At 62.2% G+C, this 20,850-nt stretch carries 17 protein-coding genes and 3 pseudogenes; 9 read left to right on the forward strand and 11 right to left on the reverse strand.

All coding sequences use genetic code 11. From position 1 onward, the window contains the following. Positions 1-74: 74 nt before the first annotated feature. The 7 genes from M5B99_RS05060 to M5B99_RS05090 all read right to left on the reverse strand — a co-directional run bounded on the left by M5B99_RS05060 (position 75) and on the right by M5B99_RS05090 (position 6,471). Positions 75-1,085, reverse strand: coding sequence for a YeiH family protein (locus M5B99_RS05060; RefSeq protein WP_248802942.1), 1,011 nt, complete (start codon positions 1,083-1,085; stop codon positions 75-77). Further along, entirely contained in the window at positions 1,082-1,408 is a 327-nt protein-coding gene (locus tag M5B99_RS05065) for a Rieske (2Fe-2S) protein (RefSeq protein WP_248802943.1), read from the reverse strand. Before M5B99_RS05065 ends, M5B99_RS05060 begins: the two co-directional genes overlap by 4 nt. Further along, positions 1,405-2,070, reverse strand: a complete 666-nt coding sequence (locus M5B99_RS05070) for a DsbA family protein (protein ID WP_248802944.1) — start codon at positions 2,068-2,070, stop codon at positions 1,405-1,407. The genes M5B99_RS05065 and M5B99_RS05070 overlap by 4 nt, the downstream gene beginning before the upstream one ends. Next, entirely contained in the window at positions 2,067-3,395 is a 1,329-nt protein-coding gene (locus M5B99_RS05075) for an MFS transporter (protein WP_248802945.1), read from the reverse strand. The genes M5B99_RS05070 and M5B99_RS05075 overlap by 4 nt, the downstream gene beginning before the upstream one ends. Positions 3,396-3,488: 93 nt before the next feature. Beyond that, positions 3,489-4,541, reverse strand: coding sequence for a 3-keto-5-aminohexanoate cleavage protein (locus M5B99_RS05080; protein ID WP_248802946.1), 1,053 nt, complete (start codon positions 4,539-4,541; stop codon positions 3,489-3,491). 86 nt (positions 4,542-4,627) lie between these two features. Further along, complete coding sequence (locus tag M5B99_RS05085; RefSeq protein ID WP_248802947.1) at positions 4,628-5,476, reverse strand: TauD/TfdA dioxygenase family protein; 849 nt, start codon at positions 5,474-5,476, stop codon at positions 4,628-4,630. Positions 5,477-5,490: 14 nt separating this feature from the next. Next, the gene (locus M5B99_RS05090) at positions 5,491-6,471 is read right to left on the reverse strand and encodes a quinone oxidoreductase family protein (protein WP_248802948.1); all 981 of its coding nucleotides are present in this window, start codon (positions 6,469-6,471) and stop codon (positions 5,491-5,493) included. A gap of 585 nt (positions 6,472-7,056) precedes the next feature. Here M5B99_RS05090 and M5B99_RS05095 point away from each other — a divergent pair. Further along, positions 7,057-7,242: pseudogene (locus tag M5B99_RS05095) on the forward strand (FAD/FMN-containing dehydrogenase); the annotation flags it as partial. A gap of 228 nt (positions 7,243-7,470) precedes the next feature. Then, positions 7,471-8,916: a DHA2 family efflux MFS transporter permease subunit gene (locus M5B99_RS05100; protein ID WP_248802949.1), complete on the forward strand. Its 1,446-nt coding sequence runs from the start codon at positions 7,471-7,473 to the stop codon at positions 8,914-8,916. Here M5B99_RS05100 and M5B99_RS05105 read toward each other — a convergent pair. Continuing rightward, entirely contained in the window at positions 8,913-10,994 is a 2,082-nt protein-coding gene (locus M5B99_RS05105; protein WP_248802950.1) for a putative bifunctional diguanylate cyclase/phosphodiesterase, read from the reverse strand. The genes M5B99_RS05100 and M5B99_RS05105 overlap by 4 nt on opposite strands. 277 nt (positions 10,995-11,271) lie before the next feature. Continuing rightward, positions 11,272-11,555: pseudogene (locus M5B99_RS05110) on the reverse strand (LysR substrate-binding domain-containing protein); the annotation flags it as partial. A gap of 48 nt (positions 11,556-11,603) precedes the next feature. On the opposite strand from M5B99_RS05110, the pseudogene M5B99_RS05115 reads away from it, so the two are divergent. Both M5B99_RS05115 and M5B99_RS05120 read left to right on the forward strand, forming a co-directional pair. Next, positions 11,604-12,014 (forward strand): annotated as a pseudogene (locus M5B99_RS05115) (MFS transporter); the annotation flags it as partial. A gap of 63 nt (positions 12,015-12,077) precedes the next feature. Next, complete coding sequence (locus M5B99_RS05120) at positions 12,078-12,335, forward strand: DUF2790 domain-containing protein (RefSeq protein ID WP_248802951.1); 258 nt, start codon at positions 12,078-12,080, stop codon at positions 12,333-12,335. A 7-nt stretch (positions 12,336-12,342) separates the two neighbouring features. Here M5B99_RS05120 and M5B99_RS05125 read toward each other — a convergent pair whose 3' ends face one another. Then, positions 12,343-12,768 carry a MerR family transcriptional regulator gene (locus tag M5B99_RS05125; RefSeq protein ID WP_248802952.1) on the reverse strand — a complete coding sequence of 142 codons (426 nt, stop codon included), beginning with the start codon at positions 12,766-12,768 and terminating at the stop codon, positions 12,343-12,345. Between the two features lie 78 nt (positions 12,769-12,846). Between M5B99_RS05125 and M5B99_RS05130 the strand changes: the two genes are divergently transcribed. Next, a complete protein-coding gene (locus M5B99_RS05130; protein WP_248802953.1) occupies positions 12,847-14,079 on the forward strand; it encodes an NADH:flavin oxidoreductase/NADH oxidase family protein in 1,233 nt (410 codons plus the stop codon). Between the two features lie 5 nt (positions 14,080-14,084). Here M5B99_RS05130 and M5B99_RS05135 read toward each other — a convergent pair whose 3' ends face one another. Further along, on the reverse strand, positions 14,085-15,731 hold the full coding sequence (locus M5B99_RS05135; protein WP_248802954.1) for a phospholipase D-like domain-containing protein: 1,647 nt from the start codon (positions 15,729-15,731) through the stop codon (positions 14,085-14,087). 197 nt (positions 15,732-15,928) lie between these two features. Here M5B99_RS05135 and M5B99_RS05140 point away from each other — a divergent pair, with 197 nt between their 5' ends. From M5B99_RS05140 to M5B99_RS05155, 4 genes are all read left to right on the forward strand, one after another. Beyond that, entirely contained in the window at positions 15,929-16,621 is a 693-nt protein-coding gene (locus tag M5B99_RS05140) for a YoaK family protein (RefSeq protein WP_248802955.1), read from the forward strand. A gap of 43 nt (positions 16,622-16,664) precedes the next feature. Next, positions 16,665-17,270 carry a glutathione S-transferase N-terminal domain-containing protein gene (locus M5B99_RS05145; protein ID WP_248802956.1) on the forward strand — a complete coding sequence of 202 codons (606 nt, stop codon included), beginning with the start codon at positions 16,665-16,667 and terminating at the stop codon, positions 17,268-17,270. A 150-nt stretch (positions 17,271-17,420) separates the two neighbouring features. Then, positions 17,421-19,178 carry a flavin monoamine oxidase family protein gene (locus tag M5B99_RS05150; protein WP_248802957.1) on the forward strand — a complete coding sequence of 586 codons (1,758 nt, stop codon included), beginning with the start codon at positions 17,421-17,423 and terminating at the stop codon, positions 19,176-19,178. Next, a complete protein-coding gene (locus M5B99_RS05155) occupies positions 19,165-20,844 on the forward strand; it encodes an alpha-keto acid decarboxylase family protein (RefSeq protein WP_248802958.1) in 1,680 nt (559 codons plus the stop codon). Before M5B99_RS05150 ends, M5B99_RS05155 begins: the two co-directional genes overlap by 14 nt. Positions 20,845-20,850: the final 6 nt, after the last annotated feature.

Here is a 20,850-nt window from a genome sequence, read left to right on the forward strand (position 1 = left end):
ACACCGGTCGAGCACCCTGCGACGACGAGGTATCAACGCAGTGCCGCCTGGCCAGCAAGCACGTACAGCCGCGCTTAAAAGCCCCAGTGCAGCAATAGCAGCACCAGCACGGCCAGGAATACCGTCTCCCCCACCATCAGCAGAATGGGCTTGATACCGACAGAGGCCAGTTCCCTGAGCTGGGTTTTCATTCCCAGGGCGCTGATGGACACCACCAGACTCCAGCTCGACAGCTTATTGACCGCACCCTGAACCGCCGGGATCACCCAGCCGGTACTGTTGAGACAGGCCAGCAGCAGAAAACCGACAGCGAACCACGGTAGCAGCGGTGGACGCTTACCCGTCGGGTCGGCCCCCTGCAGACGAGTGACCATCGCGCCACAGACGATCACCGGCACCAACATGGCCACCCGCATCAACTTGACCACCGTTGCCGTATCACCGGTCTCGGTCGACATGCTGTAGCCCGCACCGACCACCTGAGCAACATCGTGGATCGTGGCCCCGAGGAACACGCCAGCCATTTTCGGTGACAACGACAGCCAGTTGGCAATCATCGGGTAGAGGATCATTGCGGTGGTGGACAGGGCCGACACCCCGATCACCGTGAACAGCGTGGCGCGTTCCTTCTGCGGATGATTGGGCAGCGCCGCTGCCAGCGCCAGCGCCGCCGACGCACCACAGATAGCGGTTGCGCCCCCCGTGAGCAGGCCGAACAAGCGCTGGAAGCCCAGCGCCTTGGCCGCCACCACCGAGACGCCAATGGTCACCACCACCAGAATCACCACCAGGGCCACGGGCTTCCAGCCCAGCGCGGCAATCTGTTCCAGGGTAATGCGCATCCCCAGCAGCGCCACCCCCATGCGTAGCACCGTACGCGCAGTGAACTCGATACCGGCCTTGCAGGTACCGTCACCGGCCAGGAAGTTCAGGCCCATGCCCAGCAGCAAGGCAAACAACATCACCGGCGCACCGTAGTGCTCGGACAAGAACGACGCGGCCGCCGCAACGATCAGGCTGACCACAAAACCGGGCATCAACTCACGCGTTCGGCTATGGATACGGATAATTGCAATAGCGCTCATAGCGCGGTCTCCTCGGAAACGATGACGATGAATGCCTGGCCGTCAATGACTTCGACCGGGTAGCTGGCGACTTTGAGCAGGGTTGAATTGAGCAGGTAGCCGCTGCGCAGATCGAAGCGCAGACCATGGGCGCAGCATTGAATCACCCCGCCCTCAAGGCGCCCGCCACACAGCGAGGCCCCCTGATGGGGACAACTGTCATCGATGGCGAATAGCTCACCGTCAATATTGAACAGCGCCAGGCTTTTCTCCTCGAATTCCACCAGCGCACGGTCACCCACCTGCGGGAGTTTTCCGGCAGACACGGGGACACGCCTGCTCATACGGCTTGCCACGCGCGCGGGTTTTCCTGAAGGGCCTCGCCCATGACACCCAACAACACTTCGGCAGGCTGGGCACCAACCGTCGTCAGGCAACCATTGAACTGAAAACTGGGCACACCGCTGGACGCCGCCGCGTCATTGCCTGAAAAGGGACTGGCGTCCCCTTTCAGACAGTCCGCCAATTCGTCCATGTCGTAACCACACGCTTGACCGATGGCCAGCAAGGTCTGCGGGCAACCCAGGTCCTCGCCAAACCGGAAATAGGCGGCGAACAGACGATCCAGCAACGCGTCGCGTCGAACGCTATCGCCCAGCACGCTGGCACGCGCCAGCAAGCGATGGGCATCGGCGGTATTGGGCATGATGGCGATGCGACTCAGGTCAATGGCCGCCCCCACCGCCATCGCGGCCCGTTGCACCTGGAGCTGACGCAGACTCACCGCTTCGTCACTGCCCAGGCGCTGGCGATAAAACTCGGTGAAGGGCTCGCCCTGCACCGGCAGGTGTGGCAATAACTGCACCCCATGCCACTGCGTGGTGATTTCCACCCCCGGTTGCTGGAGGCGCAACAGGTCCTGCGCACGATCCAGTTGACGTTTGCCGATCAGGCACCAGGGGCAGATGAAATCGAAAAACACATCAATACGTAAATGACTACTCACACCTTCACCCCTGATGTCGCTTCACTTTCCAAATCGTCGGCACGCTCGCCGGCCAGCCGGGCGATATCCTTGTGGTAATGGCACTTGGCATAAAAAAACACCGCCGCCGCCGCGATGCTCACCAGGGGCACCCACTGGAACGCGGCATGTAAGCCGATCACATCAGACAGCTTGCCGGTGATGAACGGCCCGGGCGCCAACCCCAGCAGGTTGTTGGCCAAGGTCAGCGTGGCAAAGGCCGTTCCATGGACCGAATAGTGGGTCAGGTTGGCGACCATCGCCCCGGCCGGGCCCGTGGTACCGGCGGCCATCAGCATGCCCAGGCAGATCAACAGCAGTTGCGCAGCCCCCGCCGACAAGGCGAACGCCGCTGACAGCAGCAGGCAACTGCCCAGGCAGTAAGCGATGGCCAGGGCTACCTTGCGCTCCGGGCAGTGGCGACACAGGCGGTCGCTGAGCATGCCGCACAGAATCATCCCTGCGCCGCTGCACAGCACGATGATCGCCGCGACGCCACCGGCCTTGTCCGTGGCCATGGCGTAATACCGATTGAGGTAGCTGGGCATCCACACAATCACAGTGCCGCCGACGAACAATTGCAGGCCGCTGCCGATATAGGCCGCGATCACCGAGCGGCTGGAACACAGCGTGCTCAGCGGACGCTGGACCGCTGCCGCCGCCTTGTTCACGGCCAGGCTCGCGCGTTGCGGGGCAATGCGCGCTTCGCGGACGATGATCGGGTAAAGCACCGCCAGCAGCAGGCCGAACAACGCCATGCCGGCGAACGACCAGCGCCAGCCCAGCTTGGCGGCGATGGCCCCGCCCAGGGCCATGCCCAATACCGAACCGAACATGCCACCCGCCATGAAGGCACTGGCCAGGGTTGCCCGCAGATGCTTGGGAAACACCGAAATCACCACGGCGATGCCAACGCTGCCGTAGGCCGCCTCGCCGACACCCACCATGAAGCGGGCGATAAACATCTGCGGGTAATCCTGGGCCAAGCCACAGCCCAGGGTCGCCAGGCTCCACAGCAAGGCCATCAGCGCCAGACTCTTGACCCGACCGAAGCGATCCGCCAGCAGCGAGAGAGGAAATGTCAGCAGGCCGACCATCAGGGCGACAACGCCACTGAGCAGGCCGAGCTGGCCATCGCTCAGGGCCCACTCCCCCTTGAGCAAGGGGAACACCGCGTTCAGGACCTGGCGCGACATGTAATCGGAAATCAACAAGCCGAACGTCAGTGCAAAAACGATCCAGGCATAGGTGCGCGTAACGCCGACGCCACTGCAGTCGTCATCGGCGGCGATTGGGTGAAAGGCCATGCAGCCTCCTCGAAACTCGGTTTTATTTGTTGTTATCGAGCGTGTTGCAAGGCACTGAACGGAAGGCCCTCGGCCTCCCGTCCAGGCTGCCGGTCAGCCGCGTTGCGGTACACCCTTTTGTCCAGCCTTGCGGTTGGGCGCCATACCGTTGGCCAACAGGGTTTCTTCGATACTCTGGTACTGCACACCGATACGGTAGATCTCACGGGCTTGTTTGCCCGTGGCGATGTCACGCCCCAGTTCATGGGCGATGCGCACGGTCTGCTGGATCTGCTGCACCGAGCTGAAGCGCTGGCCGTGGTGATCGATGATGGTGTCTTCAATGCCCACTCGCGGGTGCATGCCCATGGCCATTGCCATGGTGTTGAACGGCAGCACGTTCTTGAGCAGCGATTCGGACGTCAAGGTGCAGCCATCCGGCGCGCGGTGGACAAAGTTGAAGAAGTTGAACGGATTAGGCCCGTCGAAACCACCGCCAATGCCGATCCAGGTCAGGTTCAACGGCCCCATGTAGGCGCCCTTGCGCACCAGACGCTCAAGCGTCTCCATGGCATGCATGCCGGTCAGTTGAAAATGCGGCTGCACACCCGCCGCCATCAGTCGACGCAGGTGCTCCGCGACCCAGGCCGGCCCCGCAGGCACGGTCATCTCGCTGTAGGCCGCCTGATAGGCCGGGTTGGCCAGGGAGGTGCCTTCCAGGTATTCCGGATACAGCAGCTCCATGATGTTCATCTGGGTGGTGTTGATGGCCACCGTGACCTGGTCCGGTTTCGGCGTCAGCTCGGCCAGCATATGACGGGTATCATCAGACAGCCACTTGGCGGCTTCACCATCGCTTTCCGGCGCGAAGGAAATCGAACCGCCGACCTGGATGATCATGTCCGGTACGGCTTCGCGCACGCCGGCGATCAATTCGTTGAACTTGGACAGGCGCTTGGAACCCTTACCGTCCAGCTCGCGCACATGCAGGTGCAGGACCGTGGCACCGGCCTCATAACAATCGACCGCTTTCTGCACTTGCTCGGCCATGGTCAGCGGGATGTCTTCGGGAAAGTCTTCCGGCATCCACTCCGGGCCATAGGGCGCCACGGTGATGACCACCTTTTCCATGTTTTCCGGGTGCAGGGAATCGTCGAAGAATTGCATGAGTTACTCCTATTATTATGATTGTCCGCCTGCCCGGGGTCATACCGGGCAGGCGTGTCTGCGAGTGCGAATGCAGCGGCGGTCGATCAGAACGTCTTGTCGCCGATAATCCCGGCACGCTCCATCTTGCGATGGCACGGCGGGTAATCCATGACGGCGTAGTGCTGGGTACTGCGGTTGTCCCAGATGGCGATGCTGTTGGGTGTCCAGCGCCAGCGCACCTGATACTCGGGGATATAGGCCTGGCTGATCAGGTAGCGCAGCAACTCGCCGGCCCCTGGATTGGCGTCCTGGCCGAAGCGCACCCGTTCAGGGGTGTGGTAGTTGCTGAAGTGGGTGGTAAAGGCGTTGACGAACAACACCTTTTCGCCGGTTTCCGGATGGGTGCGCACCACCGGGTGCTCGGCATCCGGGTACATCGCCTTGAGCGCCAGGCGTTTTTCGATCGGCATGGCCGCGCCGAAGCTGGCTTCGATGCTGTGGCGGGCACGCAGGTCGGCAATCTTCGCCTTCACGTCATCCGGCAAGCGGGCATAGGCCTCCACCATGTTGGCCCACATGGTGTCACCGCCGACCGGCGGACACTCCACACACCGCAGCACACAGCCCATTGGGGGGGCCTCGCGCCAGGTGGCGTCGGTGTGCCAGGCGTTCTCGTAGCGGTCGCTTGGCTGATCCGGACTCTTGTAGATGCGTACCAGCCCCGGATGATCCGGGTCGCTGCCGGCCACCGGATGATCCTCCAGCTCGCCGAAGCGACGGGCGAAGGCCACATGCTCGGCACGCGTGATGTTCTGGTCACGCAGGAACACCACCCGATGCTTGAGCAACTGGGCACGAATCTCGGCAAACAGCCCCTCGTCATGCAAAGCATCGGCGAGGTTGACACCGATCAACTGCGCACCGATGTTGTAGGTCAATTGTTCGACTTTCATGGAAGGCGGCCCCCCTAGATGACGAAGATCGATGAACCAGTGGTCTTGCGTGACTCCAGGTCACGATGGGCCTGTACGGCATCCTGCAAAGCATAGTGCTGGTTGATCTCTATCTTGATTCGACCGCTGCCAACGTGGTCGAACAGCTCGCCAGCCAGAGCGGCTTTTTCCGCCGGGTCGGCGATGTAGTCTGCCAGCGCCGGGCGGGTCAGGAACAGCGAGCCCTTCATCGCCAGCAGTACCGGATCGAAGGCCGGGATCGGACCGGATGCCGTGCCGACGCAAACCATCAGGCCGCGACGCTTGAGCGAATCCAGGGAGCCCATGAACGTGTTCTTGCCGACACTGTCGAACACCACGTTGACCCCGACGCCGCCTGTCAATTCACGAACACGCGAGGCGACGTCTTCATGGCTGTAGTTGATGACATGATCGCAACCATGGGCCCGGGCGACTTCCGCCTTGGCCACGGTGGACACGGTGCCGATCACGGTCAGGCCAAGCAGCTTGGCCCACTGTGAAACGATCAGGCCCACACCACCGGCGGCGGCATGCAGCAAAATACTGTCGCCGGCCTTGAAGTCGTAGATACGACGCATCAGGTACGACGCCGTCAGGCCGCGCATGGTCATGGCCGCAGCCGTCTCGAAACTGATGGTTTCCGGTAGCTTGATCAGCGGCGCAGCCGAGATCAGTCGTTCGGTGCTGTAGGCCCCCAGGGTGTTGAGAAAACCGGTGTAGGTAACACGATCCCCCACCTGCACATGGGTGACGCCCTCACCGACGGCCTGCACGACACCCGAAGCTTCAACCCCTATACCGTTGGGCATCGGGATCGGGTAGGTGCCGTTGCGAAAGTAGGTGTCGGCATAGTTCAGACCGACCGCCACATGACGAAGACGAACCTGGCCTGGACCAGGTTCGCCCACTTCGACGTCCTCATAACGAAGGACTTCGGGACCTCCGGTTTCGTGAAAGCGTATGGCTTTGGCCATGTTTTCTTATTCTCCAGTCTGCAATATTGGCGTGCTGCGTCGATTTACGCTGATTGGACTGTAGGACTCCGGCATGCGCACCGCTTCTCATCAGACGACAATGGCTTTTCATTTGATGACAATTTTAGCGGGCAGGTATGCGCTATTCGCAGGGCAGCGTGTGAAGGGAGGGGCTTGGCGTATCACGGCGCGAATTGCGCTCCAGGTCCTGCAATCTTGCTTTTCCTCCCAACGTCGCCTTAGCCAATAGCGCGGTGCCACCATCATGAGAGAAGGGACAATCATGAAGAGAATTGGATTTCTATGGCTGGGGGTTCTGGTCTTGTCGGGTTGTCAAAGCGATCGCCCAGACCCAGGAGCAGTTGCCAAGGAATGGTCAACCAACACCTCTCAGTTGGGAATTCGCCCCATCTACCCGCCGCGGGAAGTCTATCCGAGCGACGTGTTCATCAGCGTCGGATATGACGTCGACTCTATCGACGAAATCCCTACCAAAGCCTTCAACATTTTGCCGATACGTTACGCCCACATTCCCAACCTGAAAGAAGTGGCTGCGCTGGAAAAGGACCGGCTGCGATTCCCTTTCCCGCCATGCGTGACTACAACTACCGCGTTTTGCTCGACCGCGACAGCCGCGTAGTGCCGCGTTACCCCGGCGCTGAGGAGAAGGTACTGTGGCTGCAACTGGACAACGGCCGGCTGGTTTCACAACGCGAATTCGCCAACGCCGCCGACTTGCGCACAGCACTGGATAACGTGGCAAATCCATAACGGCTTTGTCGGGCCGGGGCTGTTTATCGTTCGAGAAATCGCCAAGGCCCATGGCGGAAGTACAACGGATTGCTCGGATGCACGGAGTGTGCACGGCCTTCGACATCCCCTTTCCGATCATCAGCCCATCGCCCTGAGGCCTTAACAACCTCCCTACACTCTCTCTATTGAGCCACGCCCGACCCACGACCTACAATCGCCGGCCCTCACACGAGAGATCACACACCCATGACAGCACCTGCCTCCCCCATCGCCGGGTCGGACCACCGCTGGCTCGCCTTGATCGTCCTGTGCCTCGGGGAGTTGATGATCGTGCTCGACACCACCATCGTTAACGTCGCGCTGCCTTCGATCCAGACCGACCTGCACTTCACGCAGACCTCCCTCGCCTGGGTGGTGAACGCCTATATGCTGACCTTCGGCGGCTTCCTGCTGCTGGGCGGCCGGCTGGGGGATCTCTACGGGCATCGACGCCTGTTCCTGCTTGGCATCGGTTTCTTCACCCTCGCCTCGCTGGCCTGTGGCCTGGCCCACAACCAGGAGACGCTGATCTGGGCCCGGGCCTTTCAAGGCCTGGCCGCCGCCGTGGTGAGCGCCGTGGCGCTGTCGCTGATCATGGACCTGTTCAGTGAACCGGCCGATCGGGCCAAGGCCGTGGGTGTCTACGGTTTCGTCTGCGCCGGCGGCGGCAGCCTCGGCGCCCTGCTCGGCGGTGTGCTCACCAGCACCTTGAGCTGGCACTGGATCTTCCTGGTCAACCTGCCGATCGGGGCAGTGGTGATCGCGCTGAGCCTGCGCCTGCTGTCGAACAGCCTCAACCAACACCCGTCCCGTGACCTGGACGTCGCCGGCGCACTCACCGTGACCGCCTCGTTGATGCTGGCGGTCTATGCCATCGTCAATGGCAACGAGATGGGCTGGGGTTCGCTGCGCACCCTCGCGCAACTACTGATTGCCATCGGCCTGCTGCTGGCCTTCCTGGTCATCGAGACCCGCGTCAAAACCCCGCTGATGCCCTTGCGCCTGTTCCGCCTGCGCAACCTGGCGATTGCCAATATCGTCGGGGTGCTCTGGGCGGTCGCGATGTTCGCCTGGTTCTTCCTGTCGGCGCTGTACATGCAGTTGGTGCTGGGCTACACACCCTTTGAAGTGGGGCTCGCATTCCTTCCCGCCAACCTGATCATGGCGCTGTTTTCACTGGGAATCTCGGCCAAGCTGGTGATGCGTTTCGGCATTCGCCTGCCGCTGGCCGTCGGTCTGGCCCTGGCGACCTTCGGGCTGCTGTTGTTCGCCCAGGCGCCGGTCGCAGGCCACTTCCTGCGCGACGTCCTTCCGGGCATGGTACTGCTGGGCCTGGGCGCGGGCATTGCGTTCAACCCACTGCTGCTGGCGGCAATGAACGATGTCGCGCCATCCGAGTCGGGACTGGCCTCCGGGATGGTCAATACCGCCTTCATGATGGGCGGCGCACTGGGGCTGGCGGCACTGGCCAGCCTGGCTGCGGCACGCACCGAGCAGCACCTGGCGGCGGGCGGGCCGGCACTCTCGGCCATCAACGACGGGTATCAGATCGCCTTCCTGGTAGGTGCGGTGTTTTGCGCGCTGGGCGCCGGCCTGGCCGCGGTGATGATGCGCGACAAGACCGGTGAAGACCCGGACGGCGTCGAAGCCTAACTCGCGGCCTGCCGTTCAAGCCGACCGATATCGGCCATGAATTTCTCCGCCGGCAAGGGGTGCCCCAGCAAGTAGCCTTGCAGGGAGTCGCACCCCAGGCGGGTGAGAAAGTGCTGCTGCACGTCGGTTTCCACCCCTTCGGCAACGATCCGCAACCCCAACGCCTGACCCAGCGCGACAATGGCTGAAACGATCGCCGCATCGTCGGTGTCATGCTCCAGGTCGCGGACAAAGCCACGATCGATCTTCAGCTCGTTGGCCGGAAGGCGCTTGAGGTACATCAGGCTCGAATAGCCAGTGCCGAAATCGTCGATGGAAAGGTCCACACCCATGTCCGAAAGCTTCTGCAACACCTCCATGCTCGCATCGGCGTCATTCATGGCTGTGGTTTCGGTGATCTCCAGGGTCAGGCTGTTGGCCGGCAACTGGTGCCGGGCCAGGGCACTGGCCACGCTGTCGACCAGGCCCACATGACAGAACTGCAGGGCCGAGAGATTCACCGCGATACGCCAGTGCTGGTAGCCCTGCTCGTACCAAAGACGCATTTGCCGACAGGCTTCGTCCAGCACCCAGTCGCCGATAGGGATGATCAGGCCGGTCTTTTCCGCCAAGGTAATGAACTTGTCCGGCAGCAACAGCCCTTCCTCGGGGTGCTCCCAGCGCAACAGGGCCTCGGCGCCGACCGGCGTGCCCTTGAGGGCGTCGAACTTGGGTTGGTAAAAAAGACGGAACTGCCGCTGTTCCAGGGCCTGGCGAAGATCCTGCAGCAGTTGCAACTGCTTGCGCGCATTGCTGTTCATCGAGGCGTCGAAGAAACTGTGACCGTTCTTGCCGGCGCCCTTGGCGTGGTACATCGCGGCGTCAGCGTTCATCAGCAATTCCTCGGCGGTCTGGCCATTACCCGGGAACAGCACGATGCCGAGGCTGGCGGAGATCTGCAGGTCCTGCTCGCCCACCCGGAACGGCCGAGAGATCAGGCTGACCTGACGTGACGCCACTTGCAGCGCATCGTCCGGCTCGACCAATTGCACCAGCAATACGAACTCATCGCCGCCAATCCGGGCCAGGGTGTCCTGGCTGCGCAGATCTTCACGCAGGCGCAGGGCGACCTCGCGCAGCAACTGATCGCCCATATGGTGACCGAACGCATCATTGACCGGCTTGAAGCCGTCCAGATCGATGAACATCAGCGCAAAACAGCCGCCTTCGGCCGTGGCCTTGTTCATCGCCTGGTCGATCCGATCCGCCAGCAACACACGGTTCGGCAAGCCGGTCAGGGTGTCATGCAACGCCAAATGGATCAGCTCCTGGTTCGCCTGGCTCAGCGAGTCGGCCAGTATGGCCGTCCGGGCTTCGAGCCGGGCATCGAGCAACGAGGTCAACAGGGCGATCGACAGCACCGCCAGGCTGGTCACCAGCACCAGGTTGTCCAGGCCCTTGCCCGACAGCCCGCTGCCCAGCGCGCCACAGAAACTGCCCTGACTGAAGTTGGCGGCCGCCATGCCGGTAAAGTGCATGCCGACAATCGCCAAGCCCATGATCACCGCCGCCCCGCTACGGGCCACGCGCACATAGGGGGTACTGCGCCGCAGGCGGAAGGCGATCCACAAAGCCGCCGCCGAAGCGACCACGGCAATCGCCAGCGAGGCACCGAACAGGGTCGGGTCGTAATCGATACCGGGCTGCATCTTCAGCGCCGCCATGCCGCAATAGTGCATGGCACTGATACCGGCCCCCATGATCAGGGCACCAAAGGCCAATTGCGCCGCCGGCAGGCTGGGCTGGCTGACCAACCACAGGGCAAAGCCACTGGAAAGAATGGCGATCAACAGTGACAGAAACGTGAGCGGTCCGTCGTAGGCCAAGGCGATGGGCAGCTTGAACGCGAGCATGCCGATAAAGTGCATGGACCATATGCCCACGCCCATGGCCATGGCACCGCCGGCCATCCAGAGGTATACCGCTCGACCGCGGGCCGTGGCAATCCGTCCGGCCATATCCAGCGCGGTATAAGAGGCCAGGATCGCCACACAAAGGGACATGAAGACCAGCGCGGAAGAATAGCTACCAATGAGCATGACGAATCTCTGAAACATCGAACCGGGCAACCCCCGGAGTCGGTGAAAAAACGACGGATTGTACCTGCTTCCCTGCACAATGCATGGTGGAGTATTGGCTACTTGCCATTATTCAGGAGGCCTCGCTCGCCGTACAGCTCGGAGCCCCGGGGGGGCCGACCAACGGCACGGTTTATAGGTGATGTTCCAGATCGACCTCTTCGACACTTTTTTGACCTTCTGGTCATTAACCGATGATAGTCGATCATGGCCAAGTCGCTTCGGTCGTCAGGCTTGGTCAAGCCCCCTCCTTGGGATATTCACGCTTGATTCGCTCGATATAGCGCGACACCGCCGGGGCCTTTTCAAAACGCCGATAAATCAGCGACAACCAGGAACTCGCCGCGCAGCCGTGGATCGGCCGATACAGCACATTCGGCAGGTTAACATGGCCGATCACCGACTCAGGGACCACCGCCACGCCCCGGCCCAGGGACACCGCTGCGATCACCGCCACCAGCCCGCCGGGCTGTGGCCCCAGCTTCGCTGGGCGGCGACCTGCAGGGTGCCGCTGATCTGCTTGATCTGGGGTTTGATCGAGGCTAATCGCATTGGCTGGAACAGCCCGCTGATCTGTCCGCGTATCGGCCCCGGGAACGTGCCGGCATGGCCTCGGGGATGAGCACCACCATGCGCTTCAGCGCGATCATGCTGACCATCGGGGTGTTTGGTGCCTTGCTCGCCGGTCATGCCGAACAATTGCTCCAGGCCAGCCTCACCGCCCAGGCCGCCCCCTGGCTCGATCAGACCCGGGCGATTGCCTCGCGGGGGGTCGCCGGTGACATGCCGGCGGCCATGGCAACGCTGCCGGAGTCCGCGCGCCCGGCGGTCCAGCCCTTGGCGCGCGCGGCCTTCGTCGGTGGCTTTGGTACGGTGCTCTGGGTCGCGGGGTGGTTGGCGATGTCGGGGGCGTTGGTGGTGGGCCGCTTGATGCGCCATCCCCTGCCCGTCAGCCGATCGTATTCATTGGCCAGGGAATAAATCCATGCGGGGCTCGTCGTACGGGCACTGAAATTATTCAGCAGCCCAAATGAGAGCCCCATCATGAAAAATGTCCTGATTACCCTGACCCTGATCGCCATGAGCAGCATTGCCAGCCTCGCCAGCGCCGCTGAGCAGAACAGCCCGAAGGTCGAGGATTACAGCTACTCGACTCACCTGGATGTCGCCAAGGTCCTCGCTACTTCAGACACTCAGTACTGCGGCATCGGCCCACGGGAAATGACCTACGAAGACCATCAGGGCGTGGTTCACACCCTGCGCTACCAGGCCTTCGGCAACTATTGCAACAACGAAAATTGACCGGCCCCTACAGTGGCAACTGCGGTTGCGGGGACTGGATCGAAGCCAATACCCGCTCGGCGTTTTCCGTGCAACTGGTTCCTTCGGGTCGGTTGCGGATGCTGTTGACGATTCCCAGCAACTGCATCTTGCTATGGGCCAGGCGAGCCTGCATCGCTTCGATCTGATCGATCTTGCGCTCCAGGCTCTCGACCATGACCTCATGGCCCAAGCTCCCCGTCTCGGCCGCCGGCACCAAGGCCCGCAGTTCCTCAAGACTGAAACCTGCCTGCTGTGCGCATTGAATGATCGACAAGGTCTGCAACACCTCGGCCGGGTACTCACGGTAGCCGTTGGCCTGGCGCTGTACCTTGCGAATCAACCCCTGGGCTTCATAGAACCTGATCTTCGAAGCCGCCAGGCCACTGCGCAGGGCCAGTTCACCGATCTTCATAAAGAGCCTCGAATGGACGCTTGACATTAAAGTTAGGTTTAAGCTTAGCCTGAACTCCCCACTGACCCGGAGTCAAGCATGTCACCCTTTCAAGCGTTGCTTTTGCCCAACGGCGTCCAGATCCCGAATCGCATCGCCAAGGCTGCCATGGAAGAGAACATGGCTGACCTGGATAACGCGCCTTCCGTCCAGTTGATGGAACTCTACCGTGCCTGGGCCGACGGCGAACCGGGTTTGCTGCTGACGGGTAACGTGATGGTCGACCGTCGCGCCATGACCGGCCCAGGCGGTGTGGTGCTGGAAGATGAGCGCCACCTGGATAAATTCCGCCAGTGGGCCGCCATCGGCCGGGCCAAGGGTGCGCAGTTCTGGATGCAGATCAACCATCCCGGGCGCCAGACCATGGCCAATCTCGGCCAGATTGCCTGGGCGCCGTCCGCGGTCGCGCTGGACCTGGGCGGGTTCTCGAAGATGTTCGCCGAGCCTCGGCCCATGAGCGAAGCCGACATCGAGGAGGTGATCGGGCGTTTCGCCAACAGCGCCCGTCTCGCCGAGCAAGCCGGCTTTACCGGTGTAGAGATCCACGCCGCCCACGGCTACCTGATCAGCCAGTTCCTCTCGCCGCTGAGCAATCGGCGCAGCGACCGTTGGGGCGGCTCGCTGGAAAATCGCGCACGCCTGTTGCTGTCGGTGGTCACGGCGGTCCGGGCGGTGGTCTCAGCGAACTTTTGCGTGGCGGTCAAACTCAACTCGGCGGACTTCCAGCGTGGCGGCTTCGACGCCGACGATGCCCGCCAGGTGATCGAATGGCTCAACGATTTGCCGGTGGACCTGGTCGAACTCTCGGGCGGCAGCTATGAGGCCCCGGCCATGCAGGGCGAAGCACGGGACGGTCGCACCCTGGCGCGGGAAGCTTATTTCATGGAAATGGCCGGCGAGTTGGCGAAGGTGGCGAAAATGCCAGTGATGGTCACCGGCGGCATTCGGCGCTTGCCCATTGTCGAGCAGGTGCTGGACAGCGGCATCGCCATGGCCGGTATCGCCACCGCGCTGGCCGTGGATCCGTACCTGCCCCGGCATTGGCGCGAAGGCCGAGACAGCCATCCGCAACTGCCGCCGATCCACTGGAAGAAAAAGCCACTGGTGGCCTTGGCGAGCATGGCGGTGGTCAAGTTCCAACTGCAGCGCCTGAGCAAGGGCAAGCGCCCTCACCCCGAAGTTTCGGCGGCGTGGGCGCTGCTGCTGGATCGGTTGTTTATCGGGCGACGGACCAAGCAGTATCGCGCGGCGATGAAAAACCTGAGTACCTGATCGCGTTAGCGCCCGGAAAACCGCAACCGCGACAGCATCCTCAAATCACCTTCCTGGTAGTACCCATCACTCCAGCTGTTGTCCGGCGACAACGGCTGGACCTGCTTGAGTTCCAGCTTCTTCGCGTAATAGCGGAACCGGTAATGCTCGTAGAAGCGCAGGATCTCCAGCCCATAACGATCAGCCAGATCGACATCGCCACGGATCACCAGGTAGTTCTCGTCGTTACCGTCGCTGGCCCCGACACTGAGGTTGTGACTACCACTGATAATGGTCGGCGCATCGGTGGTGAAGTCGGTGACGATGGCCTTGGTGTGCACCAGCAGATTGCCCTTCTGGCCCAAGAGACCTTCCTTGATCCATCCCTCCAGGCCGGTGTTGAGCAGCGCCGTGGCGACGAAGTCATCGGTGCGGTCGGCGTGAATCCCCGAGATGCTGCTGGCGGTATTCTGCAGGCCGAAACGCAGCACATCGTCATGGGGCTTGCCGAGCAAGGCGTCGAGGATTTCCTGGGGCAAGGCGAAGGCCGTGGCAAACAGTACGTCCTTTTGCGCAGCGCTGATGATCTGCACGAACTCCTTCAAATCGCCCTGCCCGGTACGCGGGGAAAACCCGGCGAACAGCGGCTGGCTCGGGTCCATGGGATTGTTCTGGGTGATCCATTTGCGGGTCGCCGCCACATCCGCCGGCGCGGCCCAGATCTCCTCGAAGACCTGGGTGTACTCGCTGGCCAGACGGCTGTCATCGAGCACATGCACCACGTTGGCCTGGCGATACACGCCGTTGGCGGTGAAGTTGGTGCTGCCGCAGAGCACCGCTTCAGGCCGGTACTCGCCACCGGCATCGCGCTGGCTGAGGACGATGAACTTGTCATGGAAAATATTGCTGGTGACCCGTCCGCGTTTGTTCTCGACCGGAATCGGCGCCAGGCTCTGCTCATTCAGGGTGGTGTCTTCATCGCCGACCTTGGCGTGGTACAGCACGCGAATCCGCACACCGCGCTGCTGCGCCGCATTCACCGCATCGACGATCGCCTTCAACTGATACTCATAGATGGCGATATCCAGGCCCCACTGCACATCCGTCGCCCGGGCGATAAAGCCGAGCAGTTCCTCCAGCAGGCCGTTTTCCAGCCACAGGCGCGCCGCATCGGGCCAGGCTTCGATGGGCAGGTTCTTCTGGGTGGTGATCAGTTTGTCCAGGTCGGGAAACTTGCGTTCAAAACCCTGGCTGGCCGCCACCGCACGGTTGAAGATCACCCGCTGGCCCTTGGGCAAGCCATTGTCGGTGGTCACCGTTACCGCCAGTGACTCGCCCAGTTGCGGCGCATCGGGCGTGCCGTAGGCCAGGTACACCCGATAATTGCAGGTGCTCCCGGGCTCGACGTTATAGTCAGCCCAGCGGAATTTCTGCAACGGCGCCAGATTGCTCGGCGTTGCATGGTACTGGGGGAAAGTGTGCTCCTTGCCGGGGAACGTCAGGCTATTGAACAGGAACTCCCAGGGCTGGCTGCCCTCCTGGCGTTCGATGGCAAAACCGAGCAGGCCGGCCCGCCGCGATTCGGCAAGGTCGATGGCCAGCAACACGCCGCTGGTCCCGGCGTAGGCCTTGACCCGAAAATCGTCCTGGGTATTGGTCTGAAGTACGCGCATGCATCACATCCTTGGGAAGTCCGCTGAGGTGTTCGAGGGTAGCGAATTTTTATGACGCCGGGCGATTCACCCGCCGACTTGCAACATGAAATTTTCCACCCGAGGTTTCCAGCGTCCTGCCTTGATCGGCGATAAGCGCCAGGTTAACGTCTGGATCCATCCGTCGCTCCCGACGACCGAACCAGAAAGGACATGCCATGGACACACCCTTGCATCCCAGCGTAGGGCCGGCTCTCAGCTTCAACGGCGGCTTCGTCGACACCCTGGGCTTCCTCGCCTTGCAGGGCCTGTTCACCGCCCATGTCACTGGCAACTTCGTCACCTTGGGTGTGAGCATTGTCCATGGCACCTCCGGTGCATTGCCCAAGCTGATCGCGCTGCCGGTGTTCGTGCTGGTGGTGGGGCTGACGCACCTGGCCGCAGTGGCCATCCATCGACGAGGACTGGCACCGCTGCGCCTGCTGCTGGTCACCCATACCCTGTTGCTCGCGGCTTTTGCCTTGCTGGCGATTCTCTGGGGTCCCTTTACCGACGGTGACAGCGCCACCGCGCTGATCACCGGCATGACCGGGGTCACCGCCATGGCCATTCAGAACGCGATTTCCCGCCAGCATATGAAAGGTACCCCGCCAACCACGCTGATGACGGGCAACGTCACCCAGTTCGCCGTCGATGTGTTTGCCCTGTGGACCGAGCGGGATATAGAACAACGGACAATCATCAAGCAACGTCTGAAACCGATTTGCTCGACACTGCTGGCCTTTGCCTCAGGCTGCATCAGCGCCGCCTTGCTCTATCTTGCCTGGGGCTTATGGGCGCTGATCCTGCCGGTGGTGGTCGCCGTGGGCGTCTGCCTGGGTGTCCACCGCGGCAACCGGCGCAAGGCCTAGGGGCTGCCACAAGGTTTCTTCCCGCATCAAAAGGACAGGATCAATGAAACTTATCGGAATGCTGGACTCACCTTACGTGCGCCGGGTCGCCATCACCCTCAAGCACCTGGGCATCGCCTTCGAACACCAGTCGGTCTCGGTGTTTCGTGACTTCGAGCGCTTTGCGCAGATCAACCCGGTGGTCAAGGCCCCGACCCTGGTCTGCGACAGCGGTGAAGTGTTGATGGACTCCGGGCTGATCATCGAGTACCTGGCGCTGCTCGCCGGCCCGGGCCCGGCCTATACCAACCTGGCCGAGCAAGTGCGCGGACTGCGGCTGATCGGGCTGGCTCTGGCGGCTTGCGAAAAATCGGTGCAGATCGTCTATGAGAAGAACCTGCGCCCGGCGGAAAAACAGCACGGGCCCTGGTTGGAAAGGGTCGGCGGCCAATTGGCAGCCGCCTACACGCAAATCGAGCACGAACTGGCACGCCAACCGCTGCCGCAGGACGGCACGATTCGTCAGGAAGGCATCAGCCTGGCGGTTGCCTGGAGCTTCAGCAAGATGATGCTCCCCGAGCAATGCCCGGCGACACGCTATCCGCACCTGGAACAATTCACCGCTTATGCCGAACGCCTGGAGATTTTCCTGAGTACCCCGGCAACCTGATTCCCCCCGCGTTCTTGCAGCGGGTCGACGGTCAGTGACCTGGCCGTCGACCCGCCACCATAGTGGCAAACTGGCATTTCGGCGAAACTCGACAATACTTGGCGCGAAAGGAATTCGCAGTTCGTCTCTCCCCTCGAAACGGAGTTCGCCATGAAGTCGCAAGAGCTGGAACTTGACGTGGCTGTGGTCGGCGGTGGCGTCTCAGGCACCTACAGCGCCTGGCGTCTGCAACAGGTTCATGGCGATACGCAGAACATTGCCCTGTTCGAGTACGGCGACCGCATTGGCGGCCGACTCTTCAGTATCAACCTGCCGGGCCTGCCCAATGTGGTCGCCGAAGTCGGCGGCATGCGCTACATCCCTGGCCCCGACGGCCATGTGCTGGTGGACAACCTGGTCAAGCACCTCAAGCTGCCCAGCCAGGATTTCCCCATGGGCGCGCCCAAGCCGGTCTATTCGAAGAACAATCTTTTTTACCTGCGCGGCAAGCGCTTCCGTTATCGCGACTTCGTCGAAGCCCCGGAAAAGATCCCCTACGACCTGGCCTGGTCCGAGCGCGGCTTCTGCCCCGAGGACCTGCAAGTCAAGGTGATGAACTACGTGTACCCGGGCTTCGACAAGCTCAGCCTGTGCCAGCAGATGCAGGTCACGGTATTCGGCAAGGAAATCTGGCGGTATGGCTTCTGGGACCTGCTCTATCGGGTGATGAGCAACGAAGGTTATCAGTTCATGAAGGACGCCGGCGGCTACGACGCCAACGTCGCCAACGCCAGCGCCGTGACCCAGCTGCCCGCCACCGAATACACCGACACCACCAAGTTCCTGACCCTGAGCAAAGGTTTCCAGAGCCTGCCCCTGACCCTCGCGGCAAAGTTCGCCGAGCTGCCAGGCCAACTGCCGGGCAAGCAACGAGTACAGATGAACCAGCGGCTGACCGCCATCACCTACGCCAAGGACGGCGACTTTCCCTACCGCCTGCACTTCCAGGCCACCACCACGGAGGATGGCAGTACCCGCGACTGCGGCGGCCAGTCCGTGGTCAAGGCGAAGAAAATCATCCTGGCCATGCCCCGCCGTTCCCTGGAACTGATCGACTCGCCGTTCTTCAGCGACCCCTGGCTCAAGGACAATCTCGGCTCGGTGCTGGTGCAATCGGCGTTCAAGCTCTTCCTCGCCTATGAACAGCCCTGGTGGCGCTCCCTCGGGCTGGTGGCCGGGCGCTCGGTGACCGACCTGCCGGTGCGGCAGATCTACTACATGGGCACCGAATGCGAGCAGCAAGGCGGTGAACCGACCCTCAACTCGTTGCTAATGGCCTCCTACAACGACATCGGCACTGTGCCGTTCTGGAAAGGACTGGAAGGCGGTGCGCCGTTCGTTGGCCACATGCCCAGCAACCTGGCCGGGCTGCTCAAGACCGAGCCGGTGGTGCCCAGGACCCAGTTCACCGTCAGCGACGAAATGGTCCGGGTGGCGCAGATGCAGGTCACCCAGGTCCATGACCAGGTGGAACTGCCGCGGCCCTATTCGGCGGTCTATCACGCCTGGGACGCCGACCCCTACGGCGGCGGCTGGCATGAGTGGAAAGCCAATTACCGGCTCGACCAGATCATCTGCCGCATGCGCCGACCGGTGGAAAACCAGCAGATCCATATCGTCGGCGAGGCCTACTCTTATGGCCAGGGCTGGGTCGAAGGCGCCCTGACCGTGGCCGAATCGACGCTCCAGGACTTCTTCGGGCTCAAACGTCCGACCTGGCTATCCAGGCACTACGCCCTGCTGCCGGTGCCGACACCTGACGGTTGCGCCCTGGAACCGGGCAAGCGCCCAGCCTGCAAGGACTGCGCGGACACCCTGAATGAAGTGACTCAATTTGCCTATAAGGGGATCGACCATGGCAATACGTAGAGACTTTACCGTCGCTGACTACCTGCTGGCCCGGCTCCTTGAACTGGGTGTCCACAAAGTGTTTCAGGTCCCCGGCGATTATGTCTCGGAATTCATGGATGCCCTGGAAAAGTCCACCGATATCCAGCCGGTCGGCGAAGTCAATGAAATGAGTGCCGCCTATGCGGCCGACGGCTACGCCCGCTATGCCGGGATCGGCGCGGTGTCGCTGCAATACGGCGTCGGCACCTTCAGCGCGGTGAACGCCATTGCCGGTGCCTATGTCGAGCGCAATCCGGTGGTGGTCATCAGTGCCAGCCCGTCGGCGAAGAATCGCCAGATCATCTGGTCGGCGGACGTCCTGTTCCACCACTCCACCGGCGACCTGGAAGTCGGACGCAAGGTGTTCGAGAACATCACCGTCGCCTGCGAGCTGCTGGACGACAGCCGTACCGCGCCGGCGCTGATCGACCGGGCGCTGGTCGCCGCCATCAGCCAGCGCCGGCCGATCTACCTGGAAGCCTGGCAGAACGTCTGGGGCGAACCCTGCGAAGAGCCTGTAGGCGAACTCTCTGCCCTGCCGGCCGCCTGCGACCTGCTGTCGCTGGACGCGGCGGTCGAGACCTCGGTGCAACGCCTGCGCGAAGCGAAAAAGCCGTTGATCATGCTCGGTATCGAAATCGCCCGTTTCGGCCTGCAAAAGCAGGCCCTGCACCTGATCGAAGCCAGCGGCCTGTCGTTCACCACCTCGCTGGAAGCCAAGACCGTTGTCGACGAAAACCACCCGCAATTCATCGGCACCTATGCCGGCACTGCCTCACGGCTGTGGACCCAGGACCTGGTGGACCAGACCGACTGCATCCTGGCCATCGGCGTCATCTTCACCGACGACTATCTGCAACTGTTGAAGAAGGATTTCGGCCAGATCATCCTGGTCAACACCCAGCTGGCCCGCACCGGTTTGCAGTACTACCCCCATGTTCCGCTGCCGCAGTACCTGACCGCGCTGACCAGCGCCCTCGGCCTGGACCAGGACTTCCCGCTGCCCTTGCGTGCGCGCGAACCGCTCTCGCCGCTGCTCAAGATAACCGACCACGACGCCCCCCTGAGTTACGAGCGGTTCCTCGACACCCTCGCCGACTTCGCCCGCGAACAACGCCTGTGGGACAACAGCGCACTGATCCTCGGTGAAAGCTCGGCGCTGTATGCCGCCAGCAATATCATGGGCATGCCCGAAAACAGCTTTGTCGCCGATGCCATCTGGGGTTCCCTGGGGCACGAGACCGGCTGCGCCCTGGGGGTGGCCCTGGGCGGCCAGCGCCGGCCGCTGGTGGTCGCTGGCGACGGCGGCTTCATGATGATGTGCCAGTCACTGTCGACCCTGGTGCGCAATCGCGTGAACGCCGTGGTCTTCGTCATGAGCAACGAGGTCTACGCCATCGAGCAGGCCTTCGTGAACATCAATGCGTTCAAGGAACACGGCGAGTTCGCCCCATTCGACATCCTGCCCGGCTGGGATTACCTGGCCCTGGCCAAGGGCTTCGGCGCCAAGGGCTACAAGGTCTCGACCCTGGGTGAACTGCGCGAACTGCTGCTCAAGCTGCTGGTGATCGACGAGACCGTGCTGGTCCAGGTGGTCATTCCGCAAAAAGACCTGGCGCCGCAAATCGAACGACTCGCGTCCTGAAAGGAG

The organism is Pseudomonas sp. MWU13-2100, from assembly GCF_023242365.1.
Lineage (GTDB): Bacteria > Pseudomonadota > Gammaproteobacteria > Pseudomonadales > Pseudomonadaceae > Aquipseudomonas.

Excerpts from the sequence above, each read along its gene's own strand:
- M5B99_RS05100 (WP_248802949.1), top strand. The coding sequence starts at position 7,471 with ATGACAGCACCTGCCTCCCCCATCGCCGGGTCGGACCACCGCTGGCTC.
- M5B99_RS05060 (WP_248802942.1), bottom strand. The coding sequence starts at position 1,085 with ATGAGCGCTATTGCAATTATCCGTATCCATAGCCGAACGCGTGAGTTG.
- M5B99_RS05140 (WP_248802955.1), top strand. The coding sequence starts at position 15,929 with ATGGACACACCCTTGCATCCCAGCGTAGGGCCGGCTCTCAGCTTCAAC.
- M5B99_RS05075 (WP_248802945.1), bottom strand. The coding sequence starts at position 3,395 with ATGGCCTTTCACCCAATCGCCGCCGATGACGACTGCAGTGGCGTCGGC.
- M5B99_RS05145 (WP_248802956.1), top strand. The coding sequence starts at position 16,665 with ATGAAACTTATCGGAATGCTGGACTCACCTTACGTGCGCCGGGTCGCC.
- M5B99_RS05080 (WP_248802946.1), bottom strand. The coding sequence starts at position 4,541 with ATGCAATTCTTCGACGATTCCCTGCACCCGGAAAACATGGAAAAGGTG.
- M5B99_RS05105 (WP_248802950.1), bottom strand. The coding sequence starts at position 10,994 with ATGCTCATTGGTAGCTATTCTTCCGCGCTGGTCTTCATGTCCCTTTGT.
- M5B99_RS05155 (WP_248802958.1), top strand. The coding sequence starts at position 19,165 with ATGGCAATACGTAGAGACTTTACCGTCGCTGACTACCTGCTGGCCCGG.
- M5B99_RS05150 (WP_248802957.1), top strand. The coding sequence starts at position 17,421 with ATGAAGTCGCAAGAGCTGGAACTTGACGTGGCTGTGGTCGGCGGTGGC.
- M5B99_RS05065 (WP_248802943.1), bottom strand. The coding sequence starts at position 1,408 with ATGAGCAGGCGTGTCCCCGTGTCTGCCGGAAAACTCCCGCAGGTGGGT.
- M5B99_RS05120 (WP_248802951.1), top strand. The coding sequence starts at position 12,078 with ATGAAAAATGTCCTGATTACCCTGACCCTGATCGCCATGAGCAGCATT.
- M5B99_RS05125 (WP_248802952.1), bottom strand. The coding sequence starts at position 12,768 with ATGAAGATCGGTGAACTGGCCCTGCGCAGTGGCCTGGCGGCTTCGAAG.
- M5B99_RS05085 (WP_248802947.1), bottom strand. The coding sequence starts at position 5,476 with ATGAAAGTCGAACAATTGACCTACAACATCGGTGCGCAGTTGATCGGT.
- M5B99_RS05090 (WP_248802948.1), bottom strand. The coding sequence starts at position 6,471 with ATGGCCAAAGCCATACGCTTTCACGAAACCGGAGGTCCCGAAGTCCTT.
- M5B99_RS05130 (WP_248802953.1), top strand. The coding sequence starts at position 12,847 with ATGTCACCCTTTCAAGCGTTGCTTTTGCCCAACGGCGTCCAGATCCCG.
- M5B99_RS05135 (WP_248802954.1), bottom strand. The coding sequence starts at position 15,731 with ATGCGCGTACTTCAGACCAATACCCAGGACGATTTTCGGGTCAAGGCC.